At 64.1% G+C, this 14,004-nt stretch carries 8 protein-coding genes; 2 read left to right on the top strand and 6 right to left on the bottom strand.

Features of this window, described 5'->3' with window-relative positions:
• Positions 1–5: 5 nt before the first annotated feature.
• Positions 6–2,840, top strand: coding sequence for a ribosome-associated ATPase/putative transporter RbbA (rbbA, locus tag BLL52_RS02240; RefSeq protein ID WP_075585101.1), 2,835 nt, complete (start codon positions 6–8; stop codon positions 2,838–2,840).
• Between the two features lie 2 nt (positions 2,841–2,842).
• Positions 2,843–3,988: an ABC transporter permease gene (locus BLL52_RS02235; RefSeq protein ID WP_075585100.1), complete on the top strand. Its 1,146-nt coding sequence runs from the start codon at positions 2,843–2,845 to the stop codon at positions 3,986–3,988.
• Positions 3,989–4,439: 451 nt separating this feature from the next.
• Here the strand turns inward: BLL52_RS02235 and BLL52_RS02230 are convergent, their stop codons facing one another.
• From BLL52_RS02230 to BLL52_RS02205, 6 genes are all read right to left on the bottom strand, one after another.
• Complete coding sequence (locus BLL52_RS02230; protein ID WP_075585099.1) at positions 4,440–5,147, bottom strand: hypothetical protein; 708 nt, start codon at positions 5,145–5,147, stop codon at positions 4,440–4,442.
• Between the two features lie 75 nt (positions 5,148–5,222).
• Positions 5,223–6,503, bottom strand: coding sequence for a hypothetical protein (locus tag BLL52_RS02225; protein ID WP_139313279.1), 1,281 nt, complete (start codon positions 6,501–6,503; stop codon positions 5,223–5,225).
• Complete coding sequence (locus BLL52_RS02220) at positions 6,413–10,096, bottom strand: tubulin-like doman-containing protein (protein ID WP_075585097.1); 3,684 nt, start codon at positions 10,094–10,096, stop codon at positions 6,413–6,415. The genes BLL52_RS02225 and BLL52_RS02220 overlap by 91 nt, the downstream gene beginning before the upstream one ends.
• Before the next feature lie 33 nt (positions 10,097–10,129).
• A complete protein-coding gene (locus BLL52_RS02215; protein ID WP_075585096.1) occupies positions 10,130–10,567 on the bottom strand; it encodes a hypothetical protein in 438 nt (145 codons plus the stop codon).
• Between the two features lie 73 nt (positions 10,568–10,640).
• On the bottom strand, positions 10,641–12,134 hold the full coding sequence (locus tag BLL52_RS02210; RefSeq protein WP_075585095.1) for a hypothetical protein: 1,494 nt from the start codon (positions 12,132–12,134) through the stop codon (positions 10,641–10,643).
• Positions 12,131–13,648: a hypothetical protein gene (locus BLL52_RS02205; protein ID WP_139313278.1), complete on the bottom strand. Its 1,518-nt coding sequence runs from the start codon at positions 13,646–13,648 to the stop codon at positions 12,131–12,133. The genes BLL52_RS02210 and BLL52_RS02205 overlap by 4 nt, the downstream gene beginning before the upstream one ends.
• Positions 13,649–14,004: the final 356 nt, after the last annotated feature.

Below are 14,004 nucleotides of genomic sequence, written 5' to 3'. Positions count from 1 at the left end.
CCGCCGTGAACACCCCCGCACCCAGCGCCAGCGTCGCCAGCCTGCGTGGCGTGACCCAGCGCTACGGCAAAGTGCTGGCGCTGGAGGAGATCACTCTGGCGCTACCCGCAGGCTGCATGGTCGGCCTGATCGGGCCGGATGGCGTGGGCAAATCGACCCTGCTGGCGCTGCTCGCCGGTGCCCGGGAAATCCAGACCGGTCAGGTGACTGCCCTGGGGGCCGACATGGGCAACCGCAAGCAGCGCAACGCTACCCAGCCACGCATTGCCTACATGCCGCAGGGCTTGGGAAAAAACCTCTACCCCACCTTGTCGGTTTTTGAGAACGTCGACTTTTTTGGCCGCCTGTTCGGACAAAACGCGCGTGAGCGCAATACACGCATCGACGAACTGCTGGCCAGCACCGGGCTGGAGCCGTTTCGCGACCGCCCTGCGGCCAAACTCTCGGGCGGCATGAAGCAAAAGCTGGGCCTGTGCTGCGCCTTGATCCACGACCCCGATCTGCTGATTCTGGACGAACCCACCACCGGCGTTGACCCGCTGTCGCGGCGCCAGTTCTGGCAGCTGATTGACAGCATCCGCGCGCGCCGCCCTGGCATGAGCGTGGTGGTGGCTACCGCCTACATGGAAGAAGCTGCAGGGTTTGACTGGCTGGTGGCGATGGATGCCGGGCGGGTGCTGGGCACCGGCAGCACCGCCGAGCTGCTGGCCGACACTGGCAAAACCACGCTCGAAGAGGCTTTCATTGCCCTGCTGCCCGCGCAACAGCGCAATGCCCACCGCACGCTGGTGATGCCGCCGCGCCAGCCAAGCAGCGGCCCACCGGCGATTAAGGCCAGCCACCTGACGCAGCGGTTTGGCGATTTCACTGCGGTGGATGACGTGAGTTTTCGCATCGAACGTGGCGAGATTTTTGGCTTTTTGGGCTCCAACGGCTGTGGCAAAACCACCACCATGAAGATGCTTACCGGCCTGCTGCCACCCACCGAGGGCCAGGCCACGCTGTTTGGCAAGCCGGTGGACCCACGCGACCTGGAAACCCGCAAGCAGGTGGGCTACATGTCGCAGTCGTTCTCGCTCTATGGTGAGTTGACAGTGCGGCAAAACCTGGACTTGCACGCGCACCTGTTCCACCTGCCACCCGAATCCATCGGCCCCCGGCTGGACGAGCTGGTGACGCGTTTTTCGCTGGGTGCTTATCTGGACGAGCCGGCAGCAGAGCTGCCGCTGGGCATCCGCCAGCGCCTGTCACTGGCAGTGGCGGTGGTGCACGCGCCCAAACTGCTGATTCTGGACGAGCCCACCTCGGGCGTCGACCCGATCGCACGCGACCAATTCTGGGAGCTGCTGGCCGAGTTGTCGCGTGACCAAGGTGTGACGATCTTTATCTCGACCCACTTCATGAACGAGGCCCTGCGTTGCGACCGCATCTCGCTGATGCATGCCGGGCGGGTGCTGGCCAGCGACACGCCCGAAGCGCTGCGGCTGGCGCGTGGCTCGGCTACGCTGGAAGACGCTTTCATCAGTTACCTGGAAGAGGCCAGTGGCACGCCGCCTGCCACAGATACCGCACTGCCGGAAGTTGCCCACGCCGCAACAGTCCAAATACAGCCGACACAAATTACATCAAAACCCGCTCCAGCCCTTGCCGTCATTGCGCAAGGTGATACAAACAACATAGCATCTTCAGAGCCACGGGTCACGCCGCCCCACGCCGCCTTCAGCCTGCGCCGCCTGCTCGGTTACGCCTACCGCGAGTTTCTGGAGCTGCGTCGCGACCCGATCCGCCTGACCTTTGCACTGCTGGGCTCCGTCCTGCTGATGTTTGTGCTGGGGTATGGCATCTCGATGGATGTGGAGGGCCTGCGTTTTGCGGTGCTCGACCGCGACAAGACGCCCGAGAGCCGGGCCTATGTGCAGAACATTGCCGGGTCGCGCTACTTCATCGCGCAACCCGCGCTCACCAGCAGTGCCGACATTGACCAGCGTATGCGCCAGGGCGAGTTGTCGCTGGCGGTGGAGCTCCCTGCGGGTTTCGGGCGTGATCTGCGGCTTGGGCGCCAGCCCGAGGTAGGCGTCTGGGTCGACGGCGCCATGCCGTTTCGCGGCGAGACCATTCGCGGTTATGTGCAAGGCCTGCACTACCAGTATGTGACCGAGCTTGTGCTGGATGCGACCGGCAGCCTGGCGGTGCAGCCCGCCACGCTGGAGGCGCGTTACCGCTACAACCAGGACTTCAAGAGCATCTTTGCCATGGTGCCAGCGGTGATTCCGCTGCTGCTGATCTTTATTCCGGCGATTCTGATGGCGCTGGGTGTGGTGCGTGAGAAAGAGCTGGGCTCCATCACCAATCTGTATGTCACGCCGGTCACCCGGCTGGAGTTTCTGGTGGGCAAGCAGCTGCCCTACATTGCCATGTCGATGGTCAGCTTTTTCCTGCTGTTGTTGCAGGCGGTGCTGATCTTTGGCGTGCCGGTCAAGGGCAGTGTGGTGGCGCTGACCTTTGGCGCGCTGCTGTATGTGACCGCTACCACCGGCATTGGGCTGCTGATTTCCACCTTTACAAAAACACAAATTGCGGCGCTGTTTGGCACAGCCATTTTGACCATGCTGCCCACCGTGCAGTTTGCGGGCTTGACTACACCAGTGAGCTCGCTCGAAGGAGCAGGCTACTGGATCGGGCAGTTTTTCCCGGCCACCTATTTCCTGGTGATTTGCCGCGGGGTGTTTACCAAGGCGTTGTCGTTTGGCGACTTGACCGGCCAATTTCTGGCGCTGGCGGCGTTTATTCCGGTGCTGACGCTGCTGAGCCTGGTGCTGTTGCGCAAGCAGGAGAAGTGAGCATGTTTCAGAATCCCTTTGTCGCCAGCCTGTTCAACATCTACCGGCTGGGCCTGAAAGAGTTGCGCAGTCTGGTGGCCGACAAGGTGCTGCTGGCGCTGATCATCTGGGCGTTTTCCGGCGGCATCTATGTGGCCTCCACCGCCAGTTCGACCGAGTTGCACAACGCGCCGGTGGCGGTGGTGGACGAAGACCACTCACCCCTGTCGCGCCGCCTGGTGGACGCGCTGTACCCGCCGTATTTCAAGCTGCCACAGCAGATCGCCCTAAGGGACGTTGACCCGGTGATGGACCAGGGGCTGTATTCCTTCGCCCTGATCATTCCGGCCCACTTCCAGAGCGATCTGGTGGCTGGGCGCCACCCCGAGGTGCAGCTCAACATCGACGCCACCAACATGAGCCAGTCGTTCATTGGCGCGAGCTACATCCAGGCGATTGCGGCGGGTGAGATCACCGAGTTTTTAACCGGCAAACGCGACAGCGCGGCGCTGCCAATCAAACTGGTCACCCGGGTGCGTTTTAACCCCAACCTCAATGGCAAATGGTTTGGCGGGGTGATGGAGGTGATCAGCAATGTCACCATGCTGACCATCATTCTGGTCGGTGCTGCGCTGATTCGCGAGCGTGAGCACGGCACCATTGAGCATTTGCTGGTGATGCCGCTGGCACCGTTTGAGATCATGCTGGCGAAGATCTGGGCCAATGGACTGGCGGTGCTGGTGGGGGTCATCTTCGCCATGACGGTGATGTTGCAGTGGGTGCTAAAGGTTCCGATAGCCGGGTCGGTGCCGCTGTTTGTGGGGGCGGCGGCGCTGTACCTGTTTGCGGCAGCGTCCATCGGTATTTTTCTGGCCACATTGGCGCGCTCCATGCCGCAATTGGGGCTGTTGATCATCCTCACCATCATCCCGCTGCAACTGCTCTCTGGCGGCGTAACGCCGCGTGAAAGCATGCCTGAAGTCGTGCAAAACCTGATGTTGGCCGCGCCCACCACCTACTTTGTGCGGCTGGCGCAGGCCATTTTGTACCGGGGCGCGGGGCTGGACGTGGTCTGGGTCGACATGCTCAGCATGCTGGGGGTGGGCAGTGTGTTCTTTGTGGTAGCGCTGCTGCGCTTTCGCAGTTCTGTGACTCAGACGCAGGTTTGATGCAGTAAAAATAATAGCTGCTCACCCTTTATGCATAAGGGCTTGAGGCCAGAAAGACTTGGAACTTGTAGCGTTGTCTGCGGATGCGAAGCAGAAAGCGCCATTGCGCTTTGTTCTGGGCGTTCCCCTGCTGACCAGCGCCGCCGGCAAGTGAACAGGGTAGTCCGACATCAGCGGGCTTCAGTTGATGGGTCAGCGGCGTGAACGGTCAGCCCACTCGAAATCGGGGGCACCCGGTTCGGGCCAGTAACAGACGCTCAGGAAATCAGAACCTACTACCGCTGCAGGCTGATAGTGGGTCTACAGTTTGTTGAATTGCCTGCCTCATACCTGCCGTTCAATCTAGCAACTCTGGGTACCCGCAGTAGACTCATTGCGGCCTGCAAGCTTGTCAAAATGCCGCAGCCAAACCGGCAGCTGAGAGATGGGGGGGGGTAGCTCAGCCGAAGCATCAACGCGATGCTACGAGCACGCCAGAGCTGCCATCCCAGACCACCTGGGTGCGCAGATCACGCGTGGCGGCCAGCTTGCCGTTGATGTAGACGTTGGTCTTCAAGGGATAGACACCCTGGGACACACCTTCGGGCAGCTTGACCTCGAAGGAGTTCTCGTAGCGCCCGGCCGTGTTGGCTTTGAAGGGCTTGTTGCCGGTCTTGAACTGCGTGCCGCCGGGGTGGTAGATGATCAGCTCTTCACGCACCTCACGTACCTGCTGGCTTGTGCCGTTGACCATTTCCAGGGTGGAGTTGACCTTCATCGGCTGGCCACGCTGCACCGAGTTTTTGGCAAGCTGTGCCGAGTAGGACACAACCGTCGGCTCGCTCGGCAGCGCACCACGCGCCTTCTGGTAGTCGGCATCGGACTGCGCCGCGCTCTTGGTCTGGCGCGACTGGTAGTTGATCGCCACACAAGTCACCGCACCCAGCGCGCCGCCAGCCAGCGCGCCCTGGCCGGCGCCTCTTGAGCCATTCAGCAGCGCGCCAAGCAAGGCACCGGCAAGTGCGCCGGCCATCGCGCTCTTGCCAACGCTGCAGGGATCTTCTTCGGCCGCCGCGTCGGTCTGGCCGACGCCCGGGCCACCCGGAGCGGCGCAGGCTACGAGAAAAGCGGCTGCCGTGATGTGGACCACGGTACGTTGAAGATTTTTGAATAGGTTCATGGGGTTTTCCTGGGTGCTTTCGGGGGGGGGGATAAAAATGTTTGGCAACGGGTGCGGCAAGGTGGCCAGGCGGCATCACTTGATGGATGTCGCTTCCTCCAAGTACTGCAGCTCGCGTTCCCTGATCCGGCGGGCCAGCGCGGGCGCCAGCGGGTTGTTCGGGTCGAGGCGACGCGCGCTCTCAACATAGGTCTTGGCGGTATCGAACTTGAGCTGATTCATCGCGGTTTGCGCGTCGCGCAGGAACGACTGTGCCATCTCGGACTGCGGCGCCTCGCGCGCTGGGGTTGCTGCCGCCGCCGCCGCTGCTGCCGCCGCCGCGTTGGTCGGCTGGTCGCTTTCCGTGGCCTTGACACGCGCCGCCAGTTCCCGTCGCAGCGTCGCCAGATCGGGATGCTCGCGGTTGTTGGCGCTGATCTGGTCGAAGGCGGCGCGCGCGGCCTTCAAGTCGCCGTCGGCGAGCTGCTTGTGCATCTCGGCCTCGGCGGCGGCGGCGGCGACCTGGGCGGTTTCGATCTGGGTGCGCAGGCCTTTGCCCTGCGGGCTATCGGCGCAGCTTGTGTCGATCTCGTCGAGTGTGCTGCGGGCGCTTTGCAGGCGGTGCTCGGTGATCTGGCTGTCGATGCGGCGGAAACTGCGCTCGCATCTGGCTTGCACAGCCAGGAGCTTGTCAGCCGCCGACTGCAGCTCGCCGGCCTTGGAGCGGGCCTCGCCACTGCAGGAGGTCTGCGCCAGCACCGTCTGGGCGCGGGCATTTGCGGCGTCGCCGCCGGCCAGCATCGCGGCTGCCTGGTTCAAGGCTTGGTCGCAGGCGGTTTCCTTCTGGCTTGGCTGAGTGAACAGGTAGGCCCCGACCAAGGCAGCCAAGCCCAGCGTCACCACGATGCCCTTCTTGGAGCGCGGTGGCTTTGCTTGCGGTGGCGGTGGCTCATCGCGCATTGGGGTGGCCGGTGATGGGGCGAGCGGCGTGACCGGTTCGGCTGCTGGCTCTGTGGCCTTGGTTTTTGCCGGCAGCACCGGTGGCTTCGGTTTGAGCACCGCAGCGGGAGCCGGCGCCGCAGCCGCAGGACCCGGTGTTGGCGCCCGGATTGGCGCCGCCGTTGCGGCGGCGGCCACCGATGCACCGGCTGCCTGGCCGACCGGCTGGTCATCAGTGACGGGCTGCGCGACACCGCAGAACGGGCAATGCGCTACGGCGTCGTACAGCGGCGCGTTGCAGCCGGGACAAGGTTCGAAAGACGGTTCCAAGTCAGCCCCTGAAAAAATCAAGCCAGCGGGGGTGGCATGCCAGCGCTCAAGGGCGGCGGGCTTTGCAGCAAGGGCGCCAGCTCGGCCAGCTGGCTCAGCTCGACCCAAGCCGGCAGGCCCTGGCGCCAGACCTTGGTGCCCGCCGCGGCGATTTGCCCGGCCGCCAGCATCTGCGCGAGTTGCTGCGTGACGAAGGGGCCGTATTGCTGGCCGTTGACGCCGATGTGGTACTGGGGCGCCAGTTGCGATGCCAAGCCGCCCAAGGGTGGCGGCATGACACCAGGCATCACCGGCATGGCGGCCACTACAGCAGGCTGCAACAAGGCCTCCAGTGCGCCGGGTTCCAGCATGTCAGCGTTGATCAGGTACTTCAGCCGGGGCTGGCCGTCCTCGCCGGGTTCGCGCACTTCCCAGTCGTAGGCATCGGCGTCGGAATCGCCGATCGGCGTCGCCCAGGGTTTGAGCTTGTCCAGCAGCCTGGTGGCCGCCTGCTCGAGTTCACGCTCCGACAGGCCCTTGCGGCGCGCGCGGTCGCGCAAATCCTGCTTGGCCTCGGCCGAGATCGCGCTGGCGAATCCCTTGCGGACCTGCTCGGCGCCGGTTGCATCGGACACCAGCTTCGGGGTGTAGACGGCACTTTCGTAGTAATCACACAGCGCGGCCAGCGCCGCCAGCTGCTGCGCGCCGGCCTGGGCCAACTGCTCCTGCACCCGTGCGACGATGGCCTCGCGGTATGCCAAAGGCAGGCCATTCTGGCGGATCGCCCGCTCGTTGCCGATACGCCGCACATCGCCGCGCGCCACCGCAAACTGGTACTGTCCCGGCGGCACAACGCGCTGAATCGAGCGCGTCAGCACACCCAGCATCACCGCCAGCAGGAACTGCTTGAAGTCCTCAGCCAGGCGGTTGATCTCGTCCGTGGTCGGTGCAATCGGATGGCTGAACTGGGTTGAATCGATGTGGGTGTGGGTGGGGCTTTTTTCCGATTCCTTGCGGTAGCTGGTGCGCCAGCCTTCGAGCCCGCGCAGCACCGTCATCGGCACGCCCGACAGCTCGCTGTAACAGACCGCCCGGCCGGAGGCGCCGTTTTCGACGATGCTCAACTGGGCCGCGGTGATGCCGGCCTGCGTTGGTATGCAGGTGTCGAGTTCGGGGCCGAACTTGCGTTTGAACTCGTCGGCACCGGCCACACCGATGAAGCATTTGTACTGGTCGGCGCGCACCGTGAAGTCGCCCGACAGGTTGGCGTCGATCCAGGGCATTGCGCAGGCCAGCAGCTTGCGAAAGGCATCAATACGTGCCGCCGGGTTCATCTGCTCGAGTGCCTCGACCAGCGGGTCGGTGGCCGCCGCGTCGCCGTCAACGCTGGCGGCCAGCGCCAGCTGGCGCTCGGCCATACGCTTGATCTTGGCCAGGATCTTGCCGCGCTGTTCGACCTCGCCGAGCATCGGGAACAGGGCTTTTGACCCCCCCAGGTCCTTGAAGGCCTCGTCAGCCCATTCACGCAGCTGCGCCGCGCCGGGCATCGGGATCTCGCGGTCGGGTGCCGGAATGGTGATCAGCGTCGCATGGTCCTTCTTCAGATCCTGCTGCAGGATGGCGTTGGCACGCTGCAGCTGATCGAGCATCGCCAGCACCGACTCGCGTCCGGCCTGCAGTTCGCCGACCAGGCCGTTCCACACCGCCTGGCCCTGGGCGTCGACGCCCATCTTGCGGCCCAGCCAGGCCGACAGTTCACCCATCAACAGCGCGGCCTCGTCGGCGGCCTTGGCGCGCAGGTGGAACTTGATGCCGTTGGCGATCTCGATGCGCAACTGGTCCATCACGGTGACGGCCTGCTTCTCGCCGCCGCCAAAGAAGCCACCCTTGGTCTGCTCCAGATTGGTCAGTAGGCGTTCGACCTCGCGGCTGCGCACGGCCTCCTTGATTTCGCGATAACGCTCGCCGTTGAGTGTCAGCGCGGCGATCAGGCCGCTGCCTGAGACCTCGAGCCGGTCCTTGATCTGCTCGACCAGCGAGAGCACGTATTCAAGCCCGCCGAATTCCTTGTTGTCGAGGTAGGCGTAGAGCTGGTCGCGCACCGTTTTCCTGACGCGATCGAGCACCTCGCGGCGGCGCTTGGCGACGCGGTCCTCGGTGGTGTCGGCGGTCGAGTCCTGGTCGCGCACCGCATCACGCTCGAGCTGCTTGACGGCCTCGCGCACCTGCACCGGCCATTCGCCCCGGTCGAAGCCGTTGCGGATGTCGTCGATGCGGTGGTTGACGCGCTGCTCGACACCGGCCAGCAGCAGGCCGTTCTTGTCCTGCAGCAGGTCCTCGACGATGAAGTAATCGGTGAACTCGCCGCTGCTGCGCTTGAGCTCGACGGTCTTGTCGGAGAACTCGGGGAAATCGCTGAAGGTCGAGGCGCGCAGGGCCATGTGGGTGGCCATGAAGTCGTCGCGCTGTTTGTCGGTAGCGCGGTTGGCGCCGATGTCGGAGCCGCCGACGCCGAAGAAGGCCTTGAGCATCTCGCCGGCCCAGCGGTGGGCGCGCTCGTTTCGACGGGCTTCCTGGCGCGTGTCCAGCACCGCCTGGCCGAAGGCCGAGAAGCGCTTGGAATAGGACAGGCGCATGTCGGCAAAGCGGTTCTTCGGTACCAGGGCGTCGTGCAGGAAGTTCTTGTGCTGCGCCTGGTTGACCGCCACCGAACGTTTGCGCCGCGCGAAGTCGCCGGAGGCGAAGTCTTCGAACAAGGCATCGGCCACCATCTGGTAAACGTCCTTGACGTCCTTGGTGTGCTGCTGCGCGAGGTTGCCCGAGTCGATCAGGTAGACCTCGCCGTAGGGTTCGCGCGACAGTTCGGGCTGGTCAAAGGCGTCCCAGCGCCCAACGTAGCCTTTGTTGCCCATCATGGCCGATTCCAGCTCCATCAGCGCGGCGTAGCCGTTGGCCTCGGTGCGGTCCTTGTTGGCGCCGCTATAGCCAGTGGGCAGGAACAGCATCAGCTCGACGTCGGCCGCGCCGACCTCGGTCTTGGCCAGCCAGCGCGCCAGCAAGCCCATGTCGAGAAAGGCCCCCGAACCGGTGCCACCGGCCACCGAACCGATCACCACGATGCGGAACTTGCTGTTCTCCATCTTCAGGCCCAACTGGCTGAGCTGGCGCTCGTGCGACAGGCCGGCCTTCAGGGTCTTGAGCTTAAGGCGGATCTTGTCGCGCACCTTGGCGTATTTGTCGAAGAAGTACAGCCGTGAAACTGCCCGGATCTGGCCTGCCCCCTTGGCCGGGTCAATGCCCAGTTCGCGGATCTTCTTGGGCGTCAACGACAGCCATTCCTTGATGTGCGGGTACTTCTCCAGCGCGTCGTCGTCGCGGCTGTACTTGTCCATGTCGAAGGACTCGACGATCTTTTCGTCGTCGCTGAACTTGACCAGGTCGAACTGCAGGTCCTCGGCCTGGGCCCGGCCGCTGTCGATCACCGCGCCGCTGTCAAGGTCAAACTGGATGAACTGCGCCACGGGAAAGTCGGCCAGGCTCTCCACCTTGGTGCGTGCGCCGGAGCCGCCCCACAGCGTGTTGAGGATGCGCCGGCGCACCCGCATCAACACCTCCATACCGGTGCCACCGACGCCGATGAAGAGCGTCGGACGCAGGTCGATGCTGGTCTCTGGCTTCGGTACGGCGCCCACGCCGACCGTCTGGTTGATGCTGTCTGCCATGCCTGTCTCCCCTTGTAGCCGAAGCTTGATTATTTACTTGCGACCCGAAACAAACATCAGTACCAGCGCTAGCAGACCGACCGCCGCCACCGGTCCGATGATCAGAGGTGTCATGAACTTGGCCGAATTGACCGCCGCCAGCACCACGCCGGTCGCTAGGCTGGCCAGGAAGACGAACAGCCACCAGCCGGCCGCGTTGGCCTTGTTCGGCGGCACCCGCTTGGCCACCATGGTGTTGGCGTAGGCATTCTTGGCAAAGAAGAAGGCCACAAACAGCACCAGCAGAATGCCGCCGCCGACCAGCAGGTCGCGCGAAGAGGTGTCCGACACCACTGTGTAGGTGCCCTCGAACTTTTCGCCCGGCGGCAGGATGACGGTGGCCGTGGTGGTGGTGGGCGCGTTAGCAGCCGAGGCCGCGTCGGCCGGCGCCGGCAGTGAAAAACCGCTGCTTTGTTGTTGAGTCTGTGCCATGGCCGATTGCCCCTTGTGGATTGAGTTGGTGTAGATGAAAGACTGAATGAATGCTGGACCGGCGCGCCGGCCTTCAGGGGCGGCCCAGGTTGAGGGTATGGCCCTCGGCGACACTGAGCACTTGCGGGCGACCCAGGCCACGCTTGATCTCGCCCACCAGCCGGCCTTCGCCGTCCTTGATGGCGAGGCTGGCGAAGGGCTTGAGCACAACGTTGCGCTTATTGCCGTCAACCACCAACTCATAACGCTTGCTGCTGCGCGAGGCCAGGCCCAGCGCGACCAGCCCGCCGACCAGCAGCAACAAACCGCCCATCAGCGCCAGTACCGGCAGCAGCGGGTATTGAATCCGCACCAGCAGCGGAACCCGCACCAGCGAGGCCCGCACGCTGTCCGGCGGTGTGAACACCTCGGAGATCGGGTCACCCGGGAACAGTTCGCGCATTTCCGCCGAGAAGTTTTCGGACAGGGTCAGTTGCTGGCCGGTCAGGCCCATCTCGACCACCATCGGCAGCAGCACCTGCTTGCCCATGGCCGCCAGCGCCTGCGCCGACCAGGCCGACGGCACCTGCGCCATCGGCAGCGTGAAGCTCACCTCCACCGGCTGGGCGGCACCCGGCTGCAGGCCCTGCACCACGGCCGGTTCGACGCGCACCGGCGTGCGTTCGGCGCTGCCCAGCAAGCTGGCCTCGACGCCAGCGCGCTGGATCACGTAGGGGTAGAACAGGTTTTCCAGCTTGGCCTGCAAGGTCACCGTCGGCACCAGGCCGGCGGCCTCGACGTCGAGCACCAGCGTGCGCTGGTCGGCGCCCAGGCTGGCAGACACATTCGGCGCGTCTTTGACCGCCACTGGCACGATGCGCAGCGCGTCTTGGTCGACCGGCTTGAGCCGCGCCGGCGCCTGGGTCAGCACACGCGTCAGCCGCCCCTCGGCCATGATCCGGTCGAGCGCTTCGGCGGCCGGCTTGCCGTAGGCCAGCGCGTAGACCATCAGCCCGCGCGCCGCAAATTGCTTGCCCTGCACCGGCATCTTGAGCGCAAACACCAGGGTCTTGGTGATCGACGGCTCAAGGTGCAGCAGGCGATAGAAATCGCGGTTGCGCTCGGCGGTCTGGGCGTCGTTGTCGGGGCTGTTCTTGTTGTTGGTGAAGATCCAGATGATGCCCGGCGCGGCCTTGAACGGGCCGGTGATGGTCTTGCTGATGGCTTCCTTGAAATCGGTGTCGGCCAGCGCCGCGCCGGGCCCCTTGCGGGCCACCGTCAGCGCCGCCAGGTCACGGCCCATTGCAGCGGTTCCCCGACCGCTGGCCAGCAGCGCCGGCGACACATTGCTGCCCTTGCTCTGGCTGAAGGCGAGTGTGAACACCGGGTCATCGGCGCTGGTCGCCGCGCCGGCCACCGCTGCCACCAGGGCTTTCAGCTGCGAGGCCGGGTCGCTGTAAAACGGCTCCATCCAGCCCGAGTTCTGCACCAGGAAGGCCTGCTGTATGCCGGCTGAAACCGCGGGCAAGGCGACCAGGCCCGCACAAAAGACAACAGCAGCGCGGGCGGCACGGGCAAAAATATTCATGGTTGCAAGGTCCATCCGTCCAAACGACTCAACAGTGGGTGATAGGCCCAGAGCAGGCCGGCGTGAATAAAGACCCGTAGCCTCCAGGGCTCGGCCACAACGAGCATGTGGAAAGCGGTCTGGCTTGACGCGTCGTCCAGCACCAGCACCGCCCGCATACGCTCGCTCGAGCGCAGCAGATCGGCCAGGCCGGCGGTGGTTTCCAGCTTCAGGCCCAGCACCGCGACACTGCTGGTCGACTCCAGCAAGGGCAGGACCACCTCGTCGGAGCCGCCGTCATCGCCATGCTCGGGCTCCAGCCAGGGCTCACTCTTGAACTTGGTGGCAAAACGGAAGTTGAAGCTGCCAGAACACAGGCGCGGCGCCAGCGCCGACGCCCGCTCGGACTTGTCGACACCGAGCTGCAGATAGATATAACTGTCGTGCTGCGTGTCAAAACAAAGCTGCCAGAGGCTGCCGTCACGCGACAGATACGGGCTGCCAAACTCGAAGGACGGTTGCACACCGGCGGGCCAGGCCTGAAAACTCGCGACCAGCGCGCCGCTGGCCTGCTTGCGCAGCAAGAGTTGACCGTTGTCGCAGGGCCACAAGGCGGTGCGCCCATCGGCCAGCGGGGCATGTAATGCGCCCAGCGCCGACACACCGGTGCTGGTGGCCGGCAAGTCGACCTGTGCGCCGGCCTCGCCGCTGACGCTTGCGCTGACGAATCGGATGCCGCCATCGGCGAGCCGCAGCGGCGCCCAGACCTGTTCACCGAACTGCAAAGGTGCGCCGATGGCCGGCGCGTCGCCGATGTAGTCGACCTCGAAACCCAGGCTGGCCGCGTCGGGGCTGAGGCAGGCTAGGCCCGATTCGGTGGGCAGGAAGAGCAGGCTGCGCAAGCCGTCAACGGCGAGCTCGCAACGCCAGTCGGAGCGCGCGCAGCGCGACTCGGCCAGCAAGCCACCGCCGTCATGCTCAAGCAGTTCCCAGCGTTTGGATGTCGGCAACAACAAGTAAAGCAGGCCCTTGGCCGGGTCCAGCGCCAGCAGCACCGCTGCACGACTGCCCGCAGGGGTCGAAAAGTACTCGTAATCGCCCGGTGGCGGCAGACCCAGTGAGGCGTCGGGGTCGGTATCGGCACGACGCTGGTCCTGGCGGGTCAGTTTGATCGCCATCGCCGCCTGGCGCAAGCCGCGGACCGCGCGGCTGGCACGTGGCGCAAGTGGCGCGGCACCAAACGGCGGCACCCAGCTAATTCCTGTCGCAGTTTGCGGCGCAAGCTGCAAGGCCTTGCCAGACCTTGGACAAAATTTGAATTCAGGGGGGAACATTGCCTGCGGTACATCAAGGACGCAGCCTGCCTGCAAAAGCGCGCTGAGGTCGTCACGCTGCAAGACGCTGGAAGGGCCATGCTGATTGGCCGTCTGGCTCAGGATGAAACCCGTGCCGTGTAAATCAGGGGACCAGGTTCCCGACGCCAGTGGCCACAATTTAGTCAGCTCGCACCTTTTTTTGGTGTTTGTTTTGGTCACGATATATCTCATGTTGGTGACTACTTCCCCATTGGATTATGGCATTGTTTTAGTTAAGCTTTTCCCGCAAAAGAGACCTGCGCTAATGAACGCTGCAGGGCAGTCCCAACTCACGGTGGTCGAGGATTTGCCTTATCTTTGTACTGTTCTTGACGAACGCAATCAGGCACATTGGCCTAAATCAAAAAGAGTGGACAGACTAAGTGGAATACCTCGCAAATCGGTCATTGACTCCATTGGGCAAGTTGGATATGCCCACGAACGGCGGCTGGTCGGCACCTCAAATTTGAAAACTGGCTCACCCGGAGGCGGGCATTGATGGCCGTCAGGTCACGCTGCGCAGCAGCCATTCATTC

The sequence above is a fragment of the Rhodoferax antarcticus ANT.BR genome (genome assembly GCF_001938565.1).
Taxonomy (GTDB): Bacteria; Pseudomonadota; Gammaproteobacteria; order Burkholderiales; family Burkholderiaceae_C; genus Rhodoferax; species Rhodoferax antarcticus.
Note: the sequence above shows the minus strand (reverse complement) of the source record. Positions and strands in the feature narration are given on the sequence as shown.